23 protein-coding genes are annotated in these 20,172 nt (G+C 58.4%); 10 read left to right on the forward strand and 13 right to left on the reverse strand.

Features of this window, described 5'->3' with window-relative positions; genetic code table 11:
• The 7 genes from ACR0I7_RS06395 to ACR0I7_RS06425 all read left to right on the forward strand — a co-directional run bounded on the left by ACR0I7_RS06395 (position 1) and on the right by ACR0I7_RS06425 (position 6,276).
• A complete protein-coding gene (locus tag ACR0I7_RS06395) occupies positions 1-1,167 on the forward strand; it encodes a D-alanyl-D-alanine carboxypeptidase family protein (RefSeq protein ID WP_480509388.1) in 1,167 nt (388 codons plus the stop codon).
• Positions 1,164-1,790, forward strand: a complete 627-nt coding sequence (gene tmk, locus ACR0I7_RS06400; protein ID WP_480509389.1) for a dTMP kinase — start codon at positions 1,164-1,166, stop codon at positions 1,788-1,790. The genes ACR0I7_RS06395 and tmk overlap by 4 nt, the downstream gene beginning before the upstream one ends.
• A 7-nt stretch (positions 1,791-1,797) precedes the next feature.
• Positions 1,798-2,916 (forward strand): DNA polymerase III subunit delta', encoded by a 1,119-nt coding sequence (locus ACR0I7_RS06405; protein WP_480509390.1) that lies wholly within the window; start codon positions 1,798-1,800, stop codon positions 2,914-2,916.
• On the forward strand, positions 2,913-3,728 hold the full coding sequence (locus ACR0I7_RS06410) for a TatD family hydrolase (protein ID WP_480509391.1): 816 nt from the start codon (positions 2,913-2,915) through the stop codon (positions 3,726-3,728). Before ACR0I7_RS06405 ends, ACR0I7_RS06410 begins: the two co-directional genes overlap by 4 nt.
• A complete protein-coding gene (locus ACR0I7_RS06415) occupies positions 3,725-4,522 on the forward strand; it encodes an MBL fold metallo-hydrolase (protein ID WP_480509392.1) in 798 nt (265 codons plus the stop codon). Before ACR0I7_RS06410 ends, ACR0I7_RS06415 begins: the two co-directional genes overlap by 4 nt.
• Positions 4,523-4,582: 60 nt before the next feature.
• Entirely contained in the window at positions 4,583-5,515 is a 933-nt protein-coding gene (locus tag ACR0I7_RS06420; RefSeq protein WP_480509393.1) for an AEC family transporter, read from the forward strand.
• Between the two features lie 68 nt (positions 5,516-5,583).
• Complete coding sequence (locus ACR0I7_RS06425) at positions 5,584-6,276, forward strand: CbiX/SirB N-terminal domain-containing protein (RefSeq protein ID WP_480509394.1); 693 nt, start codon at positions 5,584-5,586, stop codon at positions 6,274-6,276.
• 81 nt (positions 6,277-6,357) lie between these two features.
• Here the strand turns inward: ACR0I7_RS06425 and ACR0I7_RS06430 are convergent, their stop codons facing one another.
• The 5 genes from ACR0I7_RS06430 to ACR0I7_RS06450 form a co-directional block, all read right to left on the reverse strand.
• On the reverse strand, positions 6,358-7,350 hold the full coding sequence (locus tag ACR0I7_RS06430; protein ID WP_480509395.1) for a diguanylate cyclase domain-containing protein: 993 nt from the start codon (positions 7,348-7,350) through the stop codon (positions 6,358-6,360).
• Positions 7,347-7,934, reverse strand: a complete 588-nt coding sequence (locus ACR0I7_RS06435) for a heme NO-binding domain-containing protein (RefSeq protein WP_480509396.1) — start codon at positions 7,932-7,934, stop codon at positions 7,347-7,349. The genes ACR0I7_RS06430 and ACR0I7_RS06435 overlap by 4 nt, the downstream gene beginning before the upstream one ends.
• A gap of 99 nt (positions 7,935-8,033) precedes the next feature.
• Positions 8,034-9,593 (reverse strand): trimethylamine methyltransferase family protein, encoded by a 1,560-nt coding sequence (locus tag ACR0I7_RS06440; protein ID WP_480509397.1) that lies wholly within the window; start codon positions 9,591-9,593, stop codon positions 8,034-8,036.
• A 113-nt stretch (positions 9,594-9,706) separates the two neighbouring features.
• Positions 9,707-10,405 (reverse strand): HAD family hydrolase, encoded by a 699-nt coding sequence (locus tag ACR0I7_RS06445; RefSeq protein WP_480509398.1) that lies wholly within the window; start codon positions 10,403-10,405, stop codon positions 9,707-9,709.
• A gap of 28 nt (positions 10,406-10,433) precedes the next feature.
• Complete coding sequence (locus ACR0I7_RS06450) at positions 10,434-10,718, reverse strand: DUF3572 domain-containing protein (RefSeq protein ID WP_480509399.1); 285 nt, start codon at positions 10,716-10,718, stop codon at positions 10,434-10,436.
• Positions 10,719-10,807: 89 nt separating this feature from the next.
• Between ACR0I7_RS06450 and ACR0I7_RS06455 the strand changes: the two genes are divergently transcribed.
• Positions 10,808-12,199 carry a diguanylate cyclase gene (locus tag ACR0I7_RS06455; RefSeq protein ID WP_480509400.1) on the forward strand — a complete coding sequence of 464 codons (1,392 nt, stop codon included), beginning with the start codon at positions 10,808-10,810 and terminating at the stop codon, positions 12,197-12,199.
• Positions 12,200-12,205: 6 nt separating this feature from the next.
• On the opposite strand, the gene ACR0I7_RS06460 is transcribed toward ACR0I7_RS06455, so the two are convergent.
• From ACR0I7_RS06460 to ACR0I7_RS06475, 4 genes are read right to left on the reverse strand one after another with little or no spacing between them, the layout of a single operon-like run.
• A complete protein-coding gene (locus tag ACR0I7_RS06460) occupies positions 12,206-12,679 on the reverse strand; it encodes a periplasmic heavy metal sensor (protein WP_480509401.1) in 474 nt (157 codons plus the stop codon).
• On the reverse strand, positions 12,676-13,029 hold the full coding sequence (locus ACR0I7_RS06465; RefSeq protein WP_480509402.1) for a hypothetical protein: 354 nt from the start codon (positions 13,027-13,029) through the stop codon (positions 12,676-12,678). Before ACR0I7_RS06465 ends, ACR0I7_RS06460 begins: the two co-directional genes overlap by 4 nt.
• Complete coding sequence (locus ACR0I7_RS06470) at positions 13,022-13,636, reverse strand: RNA polymerase sigma factor (protein ID WP_480509403.1); 615 nt, start codon at positions 13,634-13,636, stop codon at positions 13,022-13,024. The genes ACR0I7_RS06465 and ACR0I7_RS06470 overlap by 8 nt, the downstream gene beginning before the upstream one ends.
• Positions 13,637-13,642: 6 nt before the next feature.
• A complete protein-coding gene (locus ACR0I7_RS06475) occupies positions 13,643-14,110 on the reverse strand; it encodes an EF-hand domain-containing protein (RefSeq protein ID WP_480509404.1) in 468 nt (155 codons plus the stop codon).
• A 219-nt stretch (positions 14,111-14,329) separates the two neighbouring features.
• Between ACR0I7_RS06475 and ACR0I7_RS06480 the strand changes: the two genes are divergently transcribed.
• Together ACR0I7_RS06480 and ACR0I7_RS06485 are read left to right on the forward strand one after the other, a co-directional pair.
• Positions 14,330-14,728 (forward strand): DUF983 domain-containing protein, encoded by a 399-nt coding sequence (locus ACR0I7_RS06480; protein WP_480509405.1) that lies wholly within the window; start codon positions 14,330-14,332, stop codon positions 14,726-14,728.
• A 25-nt stretch (positions 14,729-14,753) separates the two neighbouring features.
• Positions 14,754-15,455, forward strand: coding sequence for an NUDIX hydrolase (locus tag ACR0I7_RS06485; protein WP_480509406.1), 702 nt, complete (start codon positions 14,754-14,756; stop codon positions 15,453-15,455).
• A 12-nt stretch (positions 15,456-15,467) separates the two neighbouring features.
• Here ACR0I7_RS06485 and ACR0I7_RS06490 read toward each other — a convergent pair whose 3' ends face one another.
• From ACR0I7_RS06490 to nuoN, 4 genes are read right to left on the reverse strand one after another with little or no spacing between them, the layout of a single operon-like run.
• Positions 15,468-17,135, reverse strand: a complete 1,668-nt coding sequence (locus tag ACR0I7_RS06490) for a ribonuclease J (protein ID WP_480509407.1) — start codon at positions 17,133-17,135, stop codon at positions 15,468-15,470.
• The gene (locus ACR0I7_RS06495) at positions 17,132-17,911 is read right to left on the reverse strand and encodes a type III pantothenate kinase (protein WP_480509408.1); all 780 of its coding nucleotides are present in this window, start codon (positions 17,909-17,911) and stop codon (positions 17,132-17,134) included. The genes ACR0I7_RS06490 and ACR0I7_RS06495 overlap by 4 nt, the downstream gene beginning before the upstream one ends.
• 11 nt (positions 17,912-17,922) lie before the next feature.
• Entirely contained in the window at positions 17,923-18,672 is a 750-nt protein-coding gene (locus ACR0I7_RS06500; RefSeq protein ID WP_480509409.1) for a biotin--[acetyl-CoA-carboxylase] ligase, read from the reverse strand.
• A 54-nt stretch (positions 18,673-18,726) separates the two neighbouring features.
• Complete coding sequence (nuoN, locus tag ACR0I7_RS06505; protein ID WP_480509410.1) at positions 18,727-20,169, reverse strand: NADH-quinone oxidoreductase subunit NuoN; 1,443 nt, start codon at positions 20,167-20,169, stop codon at positions 18,727-18,729.
• Positions 20,170-20,172 lie beyond the last annotated feature (3 nt).

Here is a 20,172-nt window from a genome sequence, read left to right on the forward strand (position 1 = left end):
ATGCTTTCCTCTCTGCGATCAACAACCTGGGCTTTTGGCCTAGCCCTGCTGGCCCTTCCGGCCCACGCCTTTGATACAACGGCGCGCGCGGCTTATGTCATGGATCAGAAAACCGGCACCGTTTTGCTGTCAAAGGAAGCGGATCAGCCTCTTCCGCCTGCGTCGATGTCAAAGCTCATGACGCTTTATGTTGCATTCGAAGCCTTGCGTGACGGCAGGTTAACCCTGGACGAAACGCTTCCGGTTTCGGAGCACGCGATGAGCTATGGTGGCTCGACCATGTTCCTGAACACGCAGGACCGGGTCCGGGTCGAGGATTTGCTGCGAGGAATCATTGTGCTGTCTGGCAACGACGCCTGTGTCGTCATCGCCGAAGCGCTCAGCCCGGACGGGACTGAATCGGGTTTTGCACGCTATATGACCCAACGCGCCAAGCAAATGGGCATGGACAATTCGAACTTCGCCAATTCAAACGGCTGGCCCGCTGCCGGACATATGATGTCGGTGCATGATCTGGCCGTTCTGGCGGACCGTCTGATTGCTGACTTCCCGGAATACTATCCTTTGTTCGCCGAAGAGGTTTTTGAATTTGATGGCCGTGCGCCATCAAACGCGCGAAACCGGAATCCATTGCTGAAGCTGGATATCGGCGCGGATGGTCTGAAAACCGGTCACACACAGGAGGCAGGGTATGGCCTGGTCGGGTCTGCCAAACAGGGCGACCGCAGAGTCGTCTTTGTTCTGTCCGGTCTCGATAGCACCGCCCGCCGCGCAGAGGAGGCTGAGGCCGTGGTTAACTGGTCGTTTCGAAATTTTGTCGAGAGGACAGTTGCCGACGCCGAAACGCCGATAGCCGAAGCAAAGCTTTGGATGGGCGCACAAAAAACCGTTGGTTTGGTTCCCGAGCAGGATCTGAGCGTCCTATTCCCCGTGCTGACCGATCAGAATGTCGAGGCCGAAGTTGTCTACGAAGGCCCCATCAACGCGCCAGTGACCAAAGGCGAACAACTGGCCGAACTGGTGATCAAGCCCGAAGGTCTGCCTGAAATCCGCCACCCACTGGTGGCCGCTGAGGATGTGGCCCTGGGGGGCTTCATGGTGCGCATGATGACCGTGGGCAATATCGTTCTGAAAGATGTGATCAATACGCCTCTGGAGTCGATGTGACGCGGCGTGGCGTGTTCCTGACATTCGAGGGCATCGACGGATCAGGCAAGTCCACACAGGCGCGCCTGCTGGCAGAGCGGCTGCGCGACGCAGGACGGGATGTTGTTCTGACCCGCGAACCCGGCGGCTCCCCCGGAGCCGAGGAAATACGCCGGCTGGTGCTGGAAGGCGACCCTGACCGCTGGTCAGCCGAGACGGAAATCCTGCTGTTTACAGCGGCGCGGCGCGATCATCTGGAACGCACGATCGAACCGGCACTGGCCGACGGAAAGGTTGTGATTTGTGACCGTTTTGCGGACAGCACCCGGATGTATCAGGGTCTGTCGCGCGGCGATCTGCGTGAAATTGTTGACCGGTTGCACAGCCTCATGATCGGGCGCGAACCGGATATGACGCTGCTGATCGACATGGACCCCGAAACCGGTCTGTCCCGCGCCAAAGGGCGGCAGGGCACCGAAGAACGGTTCGAAGATTTCGGCCCCGAGTTGCAACGGCAGATGCGTGCCGGATTTCTCGCGCTGGCGCAGGAGTTTTCGGATCGTTTTCGGATCGTCGACGGCAATCGGGACATGGACAGCGTTGCAAAAGATGTGACAGACATCGTGTTGCAGGCCATGCGATAGACAACGGATGAGCGACGAAACCCCAGCCCCGGATCAGGCGCCCGGCGCCCCGCACCCGCGCGAGACCGAACAGCTGTTCGGGCAAGACGCGGCAGAACAGGCGTTCCTGGATGCATTCAATTCGGACCGTTTGCACCACGGCTGGCTGCTGACCGGGCCAAAGGGGGTGGGTAAAGCAACACTGGCATGGCGCATCGCGCGCTTCCTGCTTGCCACACCGCCGGCAGAGGATGGCCTGTTTGGCGCGCCGCCCCCCGCGACCTCGCTGAACATCGCCCCGGACCACCCCGTCTCACATCGCATTCTGGCAGGGGCCGAACCGGGGCTTGCATCCATCACGCGTTCGCTCAACGATCAGAAAAAGCTGCGCAACGAAATCGTCGTCGATGATGTTCGCAAGCTCAGCCGGTTTTTTGGTTTGTCCTCTGCGGATGGCGGTCGGCGGGTTGTCATCGTGGATTCAGCGGATGAAATGAACATCAGCGCGGCAAATGCCTTGCTGAAAATGCTCGAAGAGCCGCCCGCACGCACCACCTTGCTGTTGATCAGCCACCAGCCGTCGCGCCTGTTGCCGACCATACGTTCACGTTGCCGAACTCTGCGCCTGCACCCACTGTCCACGCAGGACACGCAGCGCGCACTGGCGCAAACCCGGGTCGACGTTCCGCAACAAGCCGAACATCTGGCCGCGCTTGCGGCAGGTTCAGTCGGGGACGCGGTGCGGTTGATCAATCTGAATGGGCTCGAGGCATATGCGGAACTGATCGCCATACTTGGCACCCTGCCTCGCCTGGATCGCCAACGCGCCCTGAGACTGGCGGAAACAGCGGCCCAGCGCGGTGCAACGGAACGTTTGGACCTGCTGCTGAACCTGATTGACATCGCCCTGTCCCGGCTGGCGCTCACCGGGGCCACCGGCCATCCGCCCGCACCAGAGGCTGCCCCCGATGAGGCAGAGATTCTGTCGCGGCTGTCGGCCTCGCCGCAACAGGCGCAGCACTGGGCCGAGGTTGCGGCCTTGATCACCGCGCGCGCGCGCCATGGTCAGGCGGTGAACCTTGACCCTGCCGCTCTGGTCCTAGATACGGTGTTCAAGATACAGGAAACCGCCGGCCAGAGCAGATGAACGACAGCACAATTCCCCCGGAAATCACAGATAGCCACTGCCATCTGGATTTTCCCGATTTTGACGGCCAGCTGGATGAGATCATCGCACGCGCGGCCGAGGCTGGCGTGACCCGGATGGTGACAATCTGCACCCGATTGCGCAATGAACCATCGGTCAGGGCAATTGCCGAACAACACGCACCGGTGTTCTACGCCGCTGGCACCCACCCGATGAGCGCGGCCGAGGAGCCCTTGGCAACCGTGGATGAGCTGCTCACTCTGGCGCGGCACCCTAAATTCGTCGGCATCGGCGAAACCGGTCTGGATTACCACTACACAGCCGACAGCGCGGAGGTGCAAAAAACATCTCTGCGCATTCATATCGAGGCCGCCCAGCGCAGCGGTCTGCCCCTGATCATCCATGCCCGCGCAGCGGATGAGGATATGGCGCGCATCCTGACCGACGCGTATCGCGATGCACCGTATTCCTGTGTCATGCACTGCTTCTCATCCTCAGCCGAGCTGGCCAAAGCGGCGCTGGAGCTGGGCTTTTATCTGTCGATGTCGGGCATCGCTGCCTTTCCCAAAAGCCAAGAACTGCGCGACATCTTTACTCTGGCACCTGTGGATCGGATTCTGGTGGAAACCGATGCACCCTATCTGGCGCCGCCGCCCTATCGCGGCAAACGCAATGAGCCCGCCTACAGCGCCCATACGGCCCGCAAAGGGGCCGAGGTCTTTGGCATGGACTATGCGGCATTTGCTGCCCAGACACAGGCCAATTTCGACAGGCTGTTTGCCAAGGCAGCCGCTTACAAGGCTGCGGCATGAGCACGCTACGCTGCACAATTTTGGGCTGCGGGTCGTCAGGTGGCGTGCCCCGCCTCGGCGGACATTGGGGGGAGTGTGATCCGCAGAACCCCAAAAACATCCGCCGCCGCTGTTCGATGCTGGTCGAGCGCGACGGGCCAGAGGGAACAACCTCGGTCCTGATCGATACGACACCGGACATGCGCAGCCAGTTGCTGGATACAGGCACCGGGCGCTTGGATGGGGTGATCTATACCCACTCACACGCCGATCATGTGCATGGCATTGATGATCTGCGCATGGTTGTGTTCAACATGAAGACACGGGTTCCCGTTTGGGCCGATGGCGACACGCAAAACGCGCTGCTCAGCCGGTTTGGTTATGCCTTTATCCAACCCGAAGGCTCACCTTATCCCCCGATCCTGGACCTCAAGACCATTGACGGATCCTTTGAAATCGACGGCCCCGGCGGCCCAATTCCGTTTCAGCCGTTCAAGGTCAGCCACGGATCGATAGACTCGCTGGGCTTCAGGATGAAAAACCTGGCTTATCTCCCTGATGTCTCGGAAATTTACGATGATGCCTGGCCCGTTTTGCAGGGATTGGACTGCCTTGTGATTGATGCACTGCGCAGAGCTCCACACCCCACACATGCCCATCTGGACAAAACTCTGGGCTGGATCGAGCGCCTGCACCCCACCCAAGCGGTGCTGACCAACATGCATATCGATCTTGATTATGCGACGGTCGATGCGGAAACACCGGATCACATCACGCCTGCGTTTGACGGGATGGTGATCCACCAGCAGCTATAGGCGCAGCGCTGTTAGTGGTGTGCATATCTTCATACCCTCTGCTGCGGTCGGACCTATAACATGCTGCAGAGCCTGATTGATGTCATTCTGCCGGTCTTTCTTGTGATCGGCGCCGGCTATGCATCGACACGACTGGGTTACTTCACCGAAACCCATGTCGACGGGTTGATGAAGTTCACACAAGGCTTTGCCATCCCGTGCCTGCTGTTTTTGGCCATCGCCAATCTGGATCTGAGCGCCAGCTTCAATCCCAGCCTGCTTGTAAGCTTTTATTCAGCAGCAGGACTGTGTTTCTGCGCGGGCCTGTTTGGCGCGCGCCTGATCTTTGGACGAGAATGGGAAGATTGCGTTGCCATTGGCTTCTGCTGCCTGTTTTCCAATTCGGTTCTGCTGGGACTGCCGATCACCGAACGCGCCTACGGCCCTGAAAACCTGACCGGGAACTACGCAATTATCGCGTTCCATTCCCCGTTCTGCTACGGCGTTGGCATCACGGTGATGGAAATTATCCGGAACCGCGGTCACAAGCGCCTGCACATGGCAAGATCCGTGCTGACCGCCATGTTCAAGAACGCGCTAATCCTAGCCATTTTGCTGGGCTTCGTCGTTAACCTTTCTGGCGTATACATCCCCGTCGTAGTCGACGAAGCACTGCGCCTTGTGACACGCGCAGCCCTGCCGAGCGCCTTGTTTGCACTCGGCGGGATATTGGTGAAATACAAACCCGAGGGCGATCTGCGCGCCATTGGCTTCGTCTGCTGTGTGTCGCTGATCCTGCACCCCAGCCTTGTCTGGCTGTTCGGGACCGTGACCGCCCTGCCGCAGGACTTGTTCCGTTCAGGCGTGTTGAATGCCGCCATGGCACCCGGCTTCAATGCTTATATCTTTGCCAATATGTATGGCCGCGCCAAACGCGTTGCGGCTTCGTCCGTTCTGATCGGCACCGGAGTTTCCATTCTTTCGGTATGGATGTGGCTGACGTTATTGGGATAAATCGGACACCAGCGGTTGACACCTGCCACCAGCGCGCCACCTATCGCTCAACCGTCAGGAACTCGAATATGACAAACGCTGTAATTGTTGCCCATGGCCAACCTTCTGATCCCATGCCCGCCGAAGCCGCACTGGCAGAATTTGCCGCCTCTGTGGACAGGCTGACCGAACGGGCCAAAGTGTGCTCTGCAACGCTGGCGGCCCCTAACGCGCTGGAGACGACGCTGGATCGTCTGACCAGTGAGACGGTGATCTATCCGCTTTTCATGGCCAAAGGTTGGTTCGTGACAAGCGCATTACCGAAACGACTGGGACACAGAGACATCCGGATACTGGACCCTCTTGGTGTTGAGCCCGAACTTCCCGCTCTCGCAGCAGTCGGTCTGCAAAAACAGCTAGCGGAGCGCGGCTGGGCGTCAGAGCAAACGGATTTGGTTGTAGCCGCGCATGGATCGGGACGCAGCCGGAATCCATCCGCCGTGGTCGCCGACTTCGTTTCGAAACTGACACAGCATATTACCTTTCAAAACACATCGATCGGATTTGTCGAAGAACGCCCCTCCATCTCCGACGCCGCATCGGGAACCGGTAGCCGGGCACTCTGCCTGCCATTTTTTGCATGCGAAGGCGGCCATGTGCTGGAAGACGTGCCAGAGGAACTGTCTAAGGCTGAGTTCGCGGGCGACACCCTGCCGGTGATCGGGAACTTCCCGGCAATCAAGCAGCATATCGCGACCAAGCTGGACCTTGTGTTCGGATAGCCGCGGGAAGTGGCCGACTCAGCTGGATAGGGCCTCGTGCCGCCCGCCAGACCTCCATTCATCTGAGACCTGAGCCCGCGCTCACTGTGGCATTCTGGAATGACCTGAGAAAAAGCAGCTGCAGGAGCGCCCTTTTCTCTTGGCCTCATACAACGCGAGATCGGCCGCCTGCAAAACATCCGAAACATGTGGCGCCTGAAACTGAGAGGACAGAGCGGTGCCAATGCTTGCCGAAATCTTGCAGGCCACGTTGTTGAACATCACCGGCTCCTGAAGTCTTGTGATCAGTCGGTCGGCGATCCTGCCCAGCTTTTCCTTGTTCAGAAGATCACGGAAGATCAGAACAAATTCATCCCCCCCAACCCGGGCTACAGTGTCGTTCGGACGTGTTTCGTCCAGCATGATCTGCGCCGCCTGCTTGAGCACATGGTCACCAGCAGCATGTCCGAACCGGTCATTTACCAGTTTGAAGAAATCCAGATCCAGATGCATCAGCGCAAAGGAAGAGTTCGACGAAATGAGGTGTTCCAGAATCTGATCCATCGCACGCCGGTTTTTCAGACCGGTCAGCGTGTCGGTAAAAGCCTGCTCTTCTGCGGCCAGCCGCGCGCCCTGCAAACGCAGATTGAGGGATCGGGAGGCCTCCATCGCGGCAGACTTGGCTTCGACCAGATACAGCAGTTCAATGGCCAGGTCGGTGCCCGAAAAATCAGAGCTTGTCAGAGCATAGTCGCGAACCGCGTCCAGTATCGAAATGCCGAATGACAGGTTGATGACCGCGCCTTTATTTTCAGGTAACGGCGCAACCAACCCCTTGAGCGCGGTCGTAGGGGCATCCCGAAACTTAATCTGAACCTTTGCGCCGGCGGTCGATATCAACTCGGGCACCGACGTAATGGTACGCGGGCGTACCAGTTCAAAGAACTCGAGAAAATCGCGCCCGATCATGGGGCGGTCGGGGCGCAGTTTTTGCAGGGTCGGTCCGGCCTGCCGTATGCACCCATTGTTGTCGAGCAACATAAACATCGGACACAGCGTTTTCAGCAACGCCACCAGGTCCTGATTGCCAATCATAGCTTGCGCGCCCCCAGATCAAACTGACGGCCTTCGGCAAACGCGCTTTCGACTAACGAGACTGAGATCACTTCGACACCATCGCGGACCCCATCATGAGACAGCATCACAAGCGCGCCATAGTCGTCCGCCATTGCCCGCAGAATCCCGACCATCACGCTGGAGAAACCTGTCAATCCCGGATGGCATTTCAGCTGGTATTCCATGGAGGTTTTCTCACACAGTTCAAGTGTGGGCAATTCCAGGTCCGAAACAGCCAGTCGAACTCTGTCCGACAAATCATCCAAGGAATGCAGAAACTCGACATAAGTGACCCCGCCAAAGCGCAACAGGCGACGCAGATCCTCCATGTTGGGATGTGAGACCAGATATGTTCCTAGATCCTCCAGAAACTCGGGCTGTGATCGCTTGAGATCAGCGCAAAGCGCGTCCAGAACACGGGTCGACGCATCACGCTCATACACCAGCATGGCCTCAAACTCGGCAAAGCCCAGTTCAGCCGCTTCGGTCGCGCGCAGCCAGCAGGCCTGCCCGTAAGTCGCGCAGACAAACGACTGTATCGCGCTGTTGATCAACCCGTGCATGAATCGCCTCACTCGACTGCTTGAAACATATTCAATCGACAAAGCTTAACAATTTGCCAAAGAGCTCATGACGGTTGTCGTTGTCTGCTACCGCCTCACTCAGAAATCGGTGGGCGCCCCGCCTTCGGCTTTGCGGCGGGCAACGAAATCGGCGAGCTCCTCCCGGATCGCGTCTTCCATAGGTGGTGCCTCAAAACTTGCGACGATCTCTTTGAACATGTGATGCGCACGTTCAGCTGTCCAAATCCCACCCGCGACTTCCCATCCTTCATAGTTTTTCCAGTCGCTGAGAAACGGCTGATAGAACGCCGTCGTATAGCGATCCTGCGTATGCTGGATGCCAAAAAAATGACCGTCATTTCCCACAGATCTGATCGCATCAAGCGCGACTTCCTCGGGACCAAACGCATTGAGCTGAGGATTCATATACCGCTGTATTTGCTGAAGAACTTCGCAATCCATGACGAATTTCTCCGGGCTGGCGATCAACCCGCCTTCAAGCCAGCCAGCGGCGTGATACACCATGTTCGTGCCCGACTGAACCGCCGCCCACAGCGAGTTTGATGTTTCCCACATTGACTGACCATCCGGCACGTTCGCCGTACAGACCCCTGACGAGCGCATCGGCAATCCATAAAACCGCGCCATCTGCCCGGTCATCTGTGTTGAACGCATGTATTCCGGTGTCCCAAAGGCAGGCGCACCAGACTTCATATCCACATTTGACGTGAACGTCCCGATTGCGCAGGGAATGCCTGGCTGCACATATTGGAACAGAGCGATTGCACAAAGCGCTTCGGCCAACGATTGTGCGACGGCACCTGCCATGGTCACCGGGGCCATGGCTCCGGCCAGGGTAAACGGTGTCACCACAATGGCCTGACCGCGCCGCGCCAACCGCAAACACCCATCGATCATCGGGTGATCATGCTTGAGTGGCGACGTCGAATTGATGTTCGTATACATACGCGGCGTGGCCTCGAACTCTTTGTGGCTCAGGCCGCCTGCGATGCGCACCATCTCCATCACATCTTCAACCCGCTCTTTGCCCAGCGAATAGGCATGCATCACCTTGTCGGTCAGGGTCAGCTTGTCATATAGAACATCCAGATGGCGCACGCTTGCGTGGATATCGACCGGTTCGACCGGGTAACCGCCGGCAAAGTGGATACAGTTAAAATACTGCGTCAATTTAAGCAGATTTCGGCACATCTCGCGATTTCCCGGAACCTTTTTACCAATCTCCATATCCCAGTAATTCGGCGGAGAAGACACGTTGCCAAACACTATCGTCTTGCCGCCGATCTCAATCCTGCGATCCGTGTTTCGCGGCGTAATCGTGAACTTACCGGGTGCCTGGGCGACCATTTCGGTCACGAAATCGCGCCCCATACGGACCGTGTCGCCGTCGACGATACATCCCGCCTGGCGCAGGATATCCTTGGCCTCATCGTGATAAAATGCAACGCCGATCTCTTCAAGAATGCGCATGGCACCGTCGTGGATGGCCTCAACCCCCTCGGGCGGCAGTGGTTCGGTTGGCCGGTCGATGTTGACCGGTGGGTTCCAGGGCATCTGCTCAATGACGGCTGCGCCCCTGCGCGCCGCCGCAGCAGCACGCCCACCGCTGCGGCGCTTGCGAGTCGTATTATCCGCCATTTGCTCCTCCGGTGTCTGCTTTTAGGTAAGCAAGCCCCGAAGCGCTGGTTCTGACCGCTCTGTCTGCGACAAGCTGTGTCGGTTTTGCCTGATGAACCGGCGAAACTGATCCTCTAGGATCCGATTTCGGACAGCCAGCCGGGTATATGTCCGATATCCGGCAGAACGACATCAGCCATCGGCGCGAGAGTCTCGGCAGGTGCCATACCTGTCAGCACTGCAATGGTGGTCATACCCGCGGCACGCCCGGCCTGAAGATCGTGCAAGCTGTCGCCGACCATCGCGATGTTCGACGGAGCGACGTCGACATGTTTCGCAAACGCCAGCAGTTGCCCCGGACCGGGTTTGAAGCCATGACCGCTGTCATAGCCCGCAACAAAATCGAAATGGTCGCGAATGCCGACAGAGGCAAGATGTTGCAACGCCGGGGCCTCGCCGTCATTGGTAGCCAGTCCCAGCCTTTTGCCCACCGCTCGCAAACGACCAAGGAAATCCGCTAGGGGAACCGCAGCGATTTGCGGTGCCTGAGCGGACTCGGCGTTCAGCATATCCACCAATTCCCCATGCGACAGGCCATTCAGATGCGGAACGAGCGCGTGGGCCACGTCGTCGACTGTTCCTGCAATGACCACGCTGTCATCTGAATAGCGCTCGTGCGTGAGGTCAAAGCCAATTGCGTTGCCCAGTACCGCCGCGTGCGCCTCATCACCTGCGCTGAGCCGCAACAACACGGCGCGCCCAAAGGCCCCCCAAGTTGCGGCAAAGTCAAATAACGTACCGTCTTTGTCGAATATGAGGGCGTCAATTGTCATCCCAAGGGGCTCCTGCACTGAGTTGCTGTCACGTCCAGTGCATCTCGGCACCACCGGCCAATTGCATACGCGCCTGAGCGGGCAAGTCGTAGGCCACATTACTGGCATCGCAAAAGGCGACCACCCAGGAATCGTCGAGCACCAGAAAGTCCAAAACCGATGACAAAAACTCAGGCTCTGCCGCTCGATCCCTCAGATCGCCCTCGGAAGCGCCCGTTGCCCCAAGAAAAACGGGCAGCAATTCGTCGTTTCCGACAAGCCAGCCAAGAGCTTTCAGCGCCAGAGTTTCCGCTGCCTCAGCCGAAATAGCCATAAACATGCCCCTCAATTGCAGGTTGGAAACGGTTTATTAACCATACTCATAAACACTTTGCTAACGCATGCAATCAATGGTGAACAACTATGTCCGTGCAGGGAACCATCCTTGTCCTCGACGGGGTCTCAACCAATCGCATCATGCTGAAGGTTCAGTTGACTGCAGCATGGTATCACGTCGTTCAGGGAGAGAAACTGAGCGGTCTGGGGCCGCTGGTCAGACGCGCGCGCCCCGATCTAGTGCTGGCGTCGCAATCGCTGCCGGACGGGACTGCGGCCGACGTCAAGAAACTGATGTTGTCCGATCCGTCGCTCAGGGATGTGCCAGTGATCGCCATAGCACAACAAAACGACAAGGCGGCCCGGTTGCGGGCCCTCTCGGATGGTTTGGACGATGTGCTAACCTATCCGTTCAAGGACACATTGTTGCTGGCGCGTGTGCGTAGCTTTCTGCGATCACGCGCAGATGCAAATGAGTTGCGCGTCAAAGATGACCCGCAATCTATCGGCTTGGCCGAAGCTGCAGCGCCTTTTGAGGCATCCACCCCATGCGCGCAGATTGCTATCCTTGCTCAATCCGTCGCAAAAGGCGCGCTGTGGTGTACGGCTCTGGGCCAGCAAACGCCGCATCGGTTGACGCACCACTCCCAGACCAATCCCATGGGGGTTCTCTCTGATCCAGCCCCTGATGTGATCGTCTTTGAGCTCTGCAACAATCTCACCAGCCTGAATATGCTGGCCGACCTTCGTTCACGTCGCGCAACGCGGCACACGGTTCTGATCGGGATTCTGAGCGAAGGCAAGGCCCAGTTGGCAGCCGAAGCGCTGGACCGCGGGGCTGATGCAATCTGCATGAACGGGTTTTGCGAGCAAGAATTGGCGCTGCGCGTCAACGCGCTGATCGCACGCAAAGCGCAAAACGATCAGATGAGGGCCTCGCTGCGCAAGGGGCTGGCCGACTCCTGGATTGACCCACTGACCGGGTTGTACAATCGCCGCTATGCGATGTCCGCGATGGCCCGGATCGCGCGGCAGTCAAGACAGTCAGGACATGGCTTCGCAATCATGCTGGCGGATCTCGATCATTTTAAGGCTGTGAATGACCGATTTGGCCATGCAGCGGGTGATCAGGTTCTGATTGAAGCTGGCCGCAGAATTCAGCATGTCCTTGGCAAAGCCGGATTTGTCGCCCGGATCGGAGGGGAAGAGTTTCTGATCGGTGTCCCCAGAATTTCACAACGAAAAGCCGTACAGATGGCGGGTGCCATCTGTGATCGGATTTGCGGCCACCCCTATCCGTTACACGACCAAAGGGTGCCAATTCCAATCACAACCAGTATTGGCCTCAAAGTCTGCGAACCGCCCTACCTGTCGGACCCTGAATCCGTTGAGGACCTGATACGATGCGCCGACAAGGCGCTCTATGTTGCGAAGAAAGCTGGGCGCAATCAGTTCTATATGAAACAAAGTGCAGCATAATCATCTTCAGTCGTTGCGCTTGTGCCGGCGCGGGCCACGTTCGACCGCGTCCTGCAAGCGATCGGCATAGGTTTGCCGTTCATCATCGCTCATCTCGGTTACTCTCAACAACCATTGCTCCTGCAATTCCACCTTCAAGCTTGCGGTAGATTGCGCTTGTTTTTGCAACACTTGCTGCACCGCTGCGGGATCGAAGGGAACGGCCCGAAGCGCCTGATCAAGAGCTTCGAAACTCTGCGCGCGGGTCTTTGCGCCATTCCGGTGCTGGTCCACCAGCTCTTTCCTGAGCGCCTTGCGGTCCGGTCCAGGCAACGCACGAAACAAGGCCGCCTCAAAACCCGGCGGTGCCTTTGCATGATCGTTGTCGCGGAACCGCAGGACCGTCCCCAGCACGGTGCCCACAACAAGAAGATTCAGCGCAAGGGACACCATCAGCAGAATGGGCATCCAGCGACGTTGGGGTCTTGTGTTTTCGCTCATTCAGCTTCCTCCAGATAGCTGGTGTCCACGCCAAGGCCCACGACCAGAAAGGCCTCGTCCTGTGACATCAGATAATTCGCCGGATCGGGCAGAAATGCCGGGGCGGAAAATCCAATCCACACACCTGCAGCGCTGGCCGCAACCAGACCGCTCATCCCGGGCCATCCACCAATTCCGTCAAAAAGACGCCATACCGAAAAGCGCCCAGGCGCAGTTGTTGGTTTCAGTCTACTCAACCTGACGGCCTCGGCATCGGTCATCATCCGAACGGCCAGATCATCCGGCAGCGCCTTGTGCGTCTGCCGTGCCTGGGCGAACAGGTGATCCAGTTCAGTATCGTTGTCAGCCATTGTCATACCCCAGTTCATCCCGTCGTCCGGCCAATATCGCAGCCAGCGCCCGTTTGCCACGCGCGGTCAGGCTTTCCACCGCTTCTACGGAAATGCCCATAATCCCTGCAATCTCGGGATTGGACAGCTCTTCGATATGCCTGAGCACCACAGCCTGCCTTTGACGTTCCGGCAATTGCAACAGCGCAACCTGCAACGCATCCTTGCGCGCATCCTCTTGCATCCGCTCAACGACGCTCGCCGTCTCATCCGCAGGCTCAGTCACATCGCTCAGGGCCGCAGGCGTCTTTTTACGGCGCAGATCCACACACAGATTTAGCGTTACGCGATAAAGCCAGGTCGAGACTTTGGCCTGCCCCGAAACCCAGTCAGGGGCCATCTGCCAGAGACGCATCATTGCATCCTGTGCCACATCTTCGGCCTCGGTCCTGTTGCCAAGAATACGCAAAGCAACCGAATAGCAGCGCGGCCCCAGCCTGTCGGTCAGCACCCGCGCGGCGCCCGCGTCGCCATCAGCGAATTGCCTCAGCAACACATCGTCGCTGAGCTTGGGTGCGGCAACCGGATCGCCGCACCCCGCATGCGTTGAGGAGGTCAGATCCTCCATCCTGCATCAATTGCTGTCTGTGTTTGCATTGCCGCGCTTCTTTTTGCGCTGGCCCATTTTGTCTTTTGCATCTGCGAATTCCTGCTCCGAGATGGTGCCGCTGCCATCAGCATCGACCCGGTCAAACATCTTGTCAGCCCGGCGCGGTTTCGGCAACTCATCTTCGCTCAGAAAGCCATCCTGGTTTGCGTCGTGTTTTTCGAACATCTTCGAGACACGATCATTGGCCTTTTGCTGTGCCGCGGCCTGCATCTCGTCAACGCTCAGCTGACCGTCACCATCTGCGTCCGCAGCTGTGAACCGCTGGGTGTGATGCGCCTGCATCTCGTCTTTGGTCACCTGACCGTCGCCATTTGCATCCAGTTGCTGAAAGGTCACCGGTTCGCGATCCTTCGGGCCCTTGGCCATTGCGGCGGAGCCAGTCACAGCAACCGCAGACAGAACGATGGCGGACATAAACTTTGCACTATTCATAACAGTTTTCCCTTATCTGGCGGCCCTGTGCCGCTGCTCATACCTATTCAAACGCAACGCCGCCGGATTTCCGTCGCGATGAAAGAAAAAAATCGAGTTCGCTAAGATCATTTTTTAATTTATCTTTTTTCAATTCCCCGCCGCAAAGCGACGCACCCCCCTTTTAAGCAGACGGAAACAATAGCAATATCCTGTAAACTGGAACGCGCGAGTACCCACATGACCGATCAGACAATCGACACCGTTGAGGACACTGAACGCCCTACTTGGCCTGCAGTGGTCAAAGGCTTCAAATGCAGGTGCCCCAAGTGCGGCAAAGGCAAATTGCTGCACAGCTATCTGAAAGTGAACGATAGCTGCTCTAACTGTGGTCAGGAGCTGTTTCACCACCGCGCGGATGATGGGCCTGCCTATCTGACGATTCTGATCGTTGGCCACCTTCTGGCCCCGGCCCTGCATGTTTCGTACGTACACTGGCGACCTGATCCGCTTACCATGGCGCTGATGTTCTCTGTTGGCTGCGTTGCTTTGTCGCTGTACCTTCTGCCGAGACTAAAGGGAGTCGTCGTCGCCTATCAGTGGGCACGCCGGATGCACGGATTCGACAAGACCGACTGACCCCTTCGACCAGACCGGAGGGGACATGACCATCGACAAGACCGCAATTCGGAACGCTGCAACGGTGATTGTGCTGCGCGACCGCACAAGCTCTCCTTCGATTCTGATGGGACAGCGGGGGGCGTCGGCGGCTTTCATGCCGAACAAGTTTGTGTTTCCCGGCGGCGCGGTTGATCCGTCGGACGCCGAGGTGCCTCTGGTCGCAGGCCTGCCTGCGATCTGCCACGACCGCCTTGCGGAACGCGCCGACGATGGCTTGCAGACCGCGCTGGCGGCCGCTGCAATTCGCGAGCTTTGGGAAGAAACCGGGCTGGTTTTGGGCCAGCCTGGCCAATGGTCTGGCGATGTACCCTCGGACTGGAAAACCTTTGCCAATCTGGGTTTTGTACCGTCGGCTGAAGCGCTGCAATTTGTGTTCCGCGCAGTGACACCACCCGGACGCCCGCGCCGCTTTGATGCGCGTTTCTTTCTGGTCGATGCCGAGGCCATTCAGGGGGATCTGGACGATTTCACCCATGCGTCGGATGAGCTGTCGCATCTGCAATGGGTCAAGCTGGATCAGGCACGGTCCTATGACCTGCCGTTTATTACCGAGGTGGTTCTGGCCGAAATTACCGCGCGGGCCGCAGATCGCAGCCCGCCCGAATCCATTCCTTTCTTTCTCAACAATGAAGAAGCCAGCCTGTTTCTACAGCTCAAAGGCTATCCCATGCCTCAGGCAGACTAGGGCCCTCAGACCCTAGCGCATTCTGCTGACGACGGTTGTAACCTCTGGTCTTTTGCCAATTTCCGCCTGCGCGCTTTGCCGCGCGATACGGCGCAGGGCCTCTTCCAATTTGTCATCATCGCGCAGTGTCTTTGCATCTGCCCGCATCAGGAACTGGTTCAGATCCTCTTCCAGCACCTCAATCAAGGCTGCGCGCGAAGAACCGACCTCTGGCAGGCCCATTGTTTCGCACCAAGGCTCGCCCAGTGGCTCGTCCTCTTCATCCAGAATGACGGTGATCGTGATATGGCCGTTCAGCGCCATCCGGATGCGGTCACGGACTACGCCGTCCAATGCGCCGATCTTGACCGTGCCATCCAGATAGGTCCGGCCCGTCTCGATATAATCGACGATTTGCGGCGCATTACCCGTCAAGTCGACCATCGAACCGTTAACCGCAAGAATACCCGTACGCCCGCCAGTCTCGGCCAGTTTGGCATGTTCACGAAGATGGCGATGTTCGCCATGCATCGGAATCACCATCTGCGGATCGATCAGGGTATGTATCCGCTCAAGGTCGGGGCGGTTTGCGTGGCCGGAAACGTGATAGAGCCCCGAGCTGTCATCAACGACATCAACACCCTTCTCGCTCAGCTGGTTCATGATGCGGATCACGCCGCGCTCATTACCGGGAATGGTTTTGGACGAAAACAGGAACAGATCGCCATCCTTCACCTCGATCCCGCGGTACTTGCCGCGCGCAAGCTGCGCGCTGGCTGCCCGGCGTTCGCCCTGGCTGCCGGTCACAATCAGCATCAGGTGCTGACGCGGCAACTCCACCGCCTCCTCCGCGCTGATCACGCGCGGGAAATCTGCAAGGATGCCCGTTTCGGTCGCGGCCTCGATCATCCGGCGCATGGCGCGCCCCAGCAGAACAACCGAACGACCCGCCCGCGCGCCGGCCTCAGCCAGAGTTTTGACCCGCGCAACGTTCGAAGCAAAGGTCGTGGCGATGACCATGCCTTCGGCCTCTTCCACCAACCGGGTGATTTCCGGGCCAACTTCGGCCTCAGAACGCCCCGGATGCCGGGAGAATACATTTGTGCTGTCGCAGATCAGCGCCTTTACACCCGGCTTTGCAACTTCGGCCCACAGGTCGGGATCAAAAGCTTCGCCCACGATTGGATTTGCATCCAGTTTGAAGTCACCGGTATGCACTACCCGACCCGCTGGTGTATCGATCACCAGACCCGCGCTTTCGGGGATCGAGTGCGACACAGGCAGGAAACTGACCGTAAATGGCCCGGCCTTAATGTGTTCGGGCCAGGGTGAGGCGGTCCGTACTGCATCCTCCGGGTGGCCATGCTCTTCCATTTTACGGCGCGCGATATTGGCCGTGAACGCACGCGCGTATATCGGTACGCCCAGCGCCTCATAGCAATGCGCCACGCCACCGATATGATCCTCATGCGCGTGGGTGATGAAAATTGCCTCAAGCTGATCGCCCCGTTCTTTCAGCCAGGTGATATCAGCAAAAATCAGATCAACACCCGGCGAGCTGTCCATATCCGGGAAAGCGACCCCCAGATCCACCAGGATCAACCGCTCCTGCCCCGGTTTACCATAGCCGTAGACATAGGCGTTCATGCCTATTTCGCCTGCGCCGCCCAGCGGCAGATAAATCAATCGTTCGCTGCTCATGCTGCGCCATTATCCTTGTTATAGCGATGGATCACGGTCAGACCGTGCATCGTTAGATCATCTTCAATTGTGTCAAAGCCCACATCCGCCTGATCGAACAGTGGCGCCAGACCTCCTGTTCCGACAACTTTCATGGGCATCCCGTATTCCGATTTGATACGCGAAATCAGCCCCTCGATCAGCCCGGAATAGCCCCAATACACCCCGGACTGGATACAGCCAACGGTATTCGTTCCAATCACCTTTTCGGGGCGGGTTATATCGATATGCGGCAGCGCTGCGGCTCCCTGATGCAGCGCTTCAAGGCTGAGGTTAACGCCCGGCGCAATGATCCCGCCCACATAGGCGCCATCAGCGGCCACTACATCGAAGTTCGTGGCCGTACCGAAATCGACCACCACCACATTTCCGCCGTGGCGATCGAACGCAGCCGCCGCGTTTGCCAGGCGATCCGGTCCGGGAACGGTCCCTTCGTCAACGCGCGGGTTCACCGGCAGCAGGCAATCCGGTCTGCCAACCACCAACGGTCGGCAGCCAAAGAACCGATCGGCAAAAACCCGAAGGTTGAACACCACGCGCGGAACGGTCGACGCGATGATAACGTCCGAGATATCTGCATCGATGCCATAATGCTTCACCAAGGTGGAGTACCACGTGAAATAGGCATCGGCGGTGCGTGCATGGTGGGTCGACGTGCGCAGGGTACACAGAAATTTCTCGCCATCCCAGATCGAGAAAACGGTGTTGGTGTTGCCGCAGTCAATGGCCAGAAGCATCTGTGCCTCCTTCAGAAAAACACATCCGCCGCAGGTATGCTAACGCGGCCTTTAGCGGTGTTTAGGACAAGGTTGCCCCCCGCGTCCACTGTTTCAAAGGTCCCGACCGTTTCGGTGGTAGCTGTACGCGCCGTAATCACCTCGCCCAACCGGGCCGCGCGCGACAGCCAAGCGGTGCGGATGGGGTCGAACCCGTAAGTGACGAACTGTGTCTCATACGCTGCATAGGCGGTGGCAAGCTCGGTCAGAAAGTCCTCGGGCGTCACATGCGCGCCTGTCTCAGACAGCAGCGAAACAGGGCGCACCGCGCCGGTCTCAACCATATCCGCGCCGGGTGCTTCGGACAGGTTCACACCTATCCCGATTGCCAAATGCGAAACACCGCGCCCCCGCCCGGTGCTTTCCAGCAGAATGCCTGCCAGCTTGCCACCGTTCAGCAACACATCATTTGGCCATTTCAGCGACAAGCCATCCGCCCGGCCTGTCACGGCCACGCAGGCATCAAACAACGCAAGGGCAGCCACAAAGCTGCGCAGCGCGGCCTGCTCGGCATCGCCTTGCGGCCGCAACACGAGCGTCGCCGCCAAGTTACCTTTGGGATTGGCCCATGCCCGACCTCGTCTGCCGCGCGCCGCCGTTTGGTGATGCGCCATGATCCAGACCGGACCTTGCACCGTTGAGGCAATCCGGGCGGCCTCGTTCAGGGTGCTATCAACCTCTTGCAAGACATGCAGGCCATAGCCGTCCGGCCAGCGGCTCATGCCAAAAAGGCCCGGCCTGCCGACCGAGCCCCTTTCTGAACGTGGCGCATCGGATCAGTTGACAAGTGTCGCCGCCGCAGCTGCTGCTGCGCCTTCAATACCGAACTGATAAAAGACCCCGATCAGCATCAGCGCCGCTGATCCCATCAAAGCCATCCACAGCACCGGGGACGAGTTGGTTTCGATCGGGTCTTCGTTCTCTTCACCGAAATACATATAAAACACGATCCGCAGATAGTAGAACGCACCAATCACCGACGCGATGGCCGAGACGATGACCAGACCGGTCAAGCCGGCGCTGATGCCCGCTTGCCAGACGCCGAACTTGGCAAAAAAACCGAGCATCGGCGGCACACCTGCGAGCGAGAACATTAGGATCAGGACGGCCAGCGCCCTGCCCGGATCGCGTTTTGCGTATTGGCGCAGAGCGTCAATGTCAGTCACCGGCTTGCCGTCCCGCTCCATCATCAGGATGAAGGCGAAGGTGCCGATATTCATCGTCACATAGATCGCCAGATACATCAGCATTGCCTTGATGCCCAGCTCGGTTCCTGCGGCCAGACCGATCAGGGCATAGCCCATATGGGCAATCGACGAAAACGCCATCAGACGTTTGATATTGCGCTGGCCAATCGCAGCCACGGCACCCAGTAGCATCGACAGGACGGACAGCAGCACAATCACCTGTTGCCAGTCCTTGACAACCCCGCCAAAGGCATCATGGAGGACACGCGCAAACAGCGCCATCGCTGCAACCTTGGGTGCGGTTGCAAAGAACGCCGTGATCGGTGTCGGAGAGCCTTCGTATACATCCGGCGTCCACATGTGGAACGGCACTGCCGAAACCTTGAACGCCAGACCCGAGATCAGGAAAATCAGACCGAACAGCAAGCCAACTGAGACATCGCCGTGGTGAACCGTCTGGATGATGCCCGAGAACAGCGTGGTGCCGGCAAAGCCATAGACCAGCGACGCCCCATAAAGCAGCAGGCCAGAGCTGAGCGCCCCCAGAACAAAGTATTTCAGACCCGCCTCAGTCGATTTCGCACTGTCACGGCGCAGCGCGGCCACGACATAGAGCGACAGGGATTGCAGCTCCAACCCCATATAAAGTGACATCAGGTCGCCCGCGCTGACCATCATCATCATGCCGACTGCGGCCAGCGCCACCAGCAACGGGTATTCAAAGCGCAGCAGATCGCGGCGCGCCATGTAATCCCGGCTCATCACCAGAACAGCAGCGGCAGAGAGCAGGATCGTGACCTTGGCAAAGCGCGAGAAGCCGTCATCTACAAACATACCGTTGAAGGCCACATTCGTGCCGTCGCCATTCGTGGCAATCCAGAAGGACATCAACGTCATCAGCCCGGCAGTTGTCCAAACCAGAACCGGCGCCAGCCCGTCTTTCGTCGTGTAAACGGCCCCGATCAGCGCAGCCATCGCATAGACGGCCAGAACGATCTCTGGCAGGATTATTGTCAGATCAGCCTGGATCATGTC

It is taken from the genome of Ruegeria sp. AM1, assembly GCF_056540745.1.

Bases quoted from the DNA above. Each gene is read 5' to 3' on its own strand.
- ACR0I7_RS06395 (WP_480509388.1), top strand. From the start codon at position 1: ATGCTTTCCTCTCTGCGATCAACAACCTGGGCTTTTGGCCTAGCCCTG.
- ACR0I7_RS06405 (WP_480509390.1), top strand. From the start codon at position 1,798: ATGAGCGACGAAACCCCAGCCCCGGATCAGGCGCCCGGCGCCCCGCAC.
- ACR0I7_RS06410 (WP_480509391.1), top strand. From the start codon at position 2,913: ATGAACGACAGCACAATTCCCCCGGAAATCACAGATAGCCACTGCCAT.
- ACR0I7_RS06415 (WP_480509392.1), top strand. From the start codon at position 3,725: ATGAGCACGCTACGCTGCACAATTTTGGGCTGCGGGTCGTCAGGTGGC.
- ACR0I7_RS06420 (WP_480509393.1), top strand. From the start codon at position 4,583: ATGCTGCAGAGCCTGATTGATGTCATTCTGCCGGTCTTTCTTGTGATC.
- ACR0I7_RS06425 (WP_480509394.1), top strand. From the start codon at position 5,584: ATGACAAACGCTGTAATTGTTGCCCATGGCCAACCTTCTGATCCCATG.
- ACR0I7_RS06430 (WP_480509395.1), bottom strand. From the start codon at position 7,350: ATGATTGGCAATCAGGACCTGGTGGCGTTGCTGAAAACGCTGTGTCCG.
- ACR0I7_RS06435 (WP_480509396.1), bottom strand. From the start codon at position 7,934: ATGCACGGGTTGATCAACAGCGCGATACAGTCGTTTGTCTGCGCGACT.
- ACR0I7_RS06440 (WP_480509397.1), bottom strand. From the start codon at position 9,593: ATGGCGGATAATACGACTCGCAAGCGCCGCAGCGGTGGGCGTGCTGCT.
- ACR0I7_RS06445 (WP_480509398.1), bottom strand. From the start codon at position 10,405: ATGACAATTGACGCCCTCATATTCGACAAAGACGGTACGTTATTTGAC.
- ACR0I7_RS06450 (WP_480509399.1), bottom strand. From the start codon at position 10,718: ATGGCTATTTCGGCTGAGGCAGCGGAAACTCTGGCGCTGAAAGCTCTT.
- ACR0I7_RS06455 (WP_480509400.1), top strand. From the start codon at position 10,808: ATGTCCGTGCAGGGAACCATCCTTGTCCTCGACGGGGTCTCAACCAAT.
- ACR0I7_RS06460 (WP_480509401.1), bottom strand. From the start codon at position 12,679: ATGAGCGAAAACACAAGACCCCAACGTCGCTGGATGCCCATTCTGCTG.
- ACR0I7_RS06465 (WP_480509402.1), bottom strand. From the start codon at position 13,029: ATGGCTGACAACGATACTGAACTGGATCACCTGTTCGCCCAGGCACGG.
- ACR0I7_RS06470 (WP_480509403.1), bottom strand. From the start codon at position 13,636: ATGGAGGATCTGACCTCCTCAACGCATGCGGGGTGCGGCGATCCGGTT.
- ACR0I7_RS06475 (WP_480509404.1), bottom strand. From the start codon at position 14,110: ATGAATAGTGCAAAGTTTATGTCCGCCATCGTTCTGTCTGCGGTTGCT.
- ACR0I7_RS06480 (WP_480509405.1), top strand. From the start codon at position 14,330: ATGACCGATCAGACAATCGACACCGTTGAGGACACTGAACGCCCTACT.
- ACR0I7_RS06485 (WP_480509406.1), top strand. From the start codon at position 14,754: ATGACCATCGACAAGACCGCAATTCGGAACGCTGCAACGGTGATTGTG.
- ACR0I7_RS06490 (WP_480509407.1), bottom strand. From the start codon at position 17,135: ATGAGCAGCGAACGATTGATTTATCTGCCGCTGGGCGGCGCAGGCGAA.
- ACR0I7_RS06495 (WP_480509408.1), bottom strand. From the start codon at position 17,911: ATGCTTCTGGCCATTGACTGCGGCAACACCAACACCGTTTTCTCGATC.
- ACR0I7_RS06500 (WP_480509409.1), bottom strand. From the start codon at position 18,672: ATGAGCCGCTGGCCGGACGGCTATGGCCTGCATGTCTTGCAAGAGGTT.
- nuoN (WP_480509410.1), bottom strand. From the start codon at position 20,169: ATGATCCAGGCTGATCTGACAATAATCCTGCCAGAGATCGTTCTGGCC.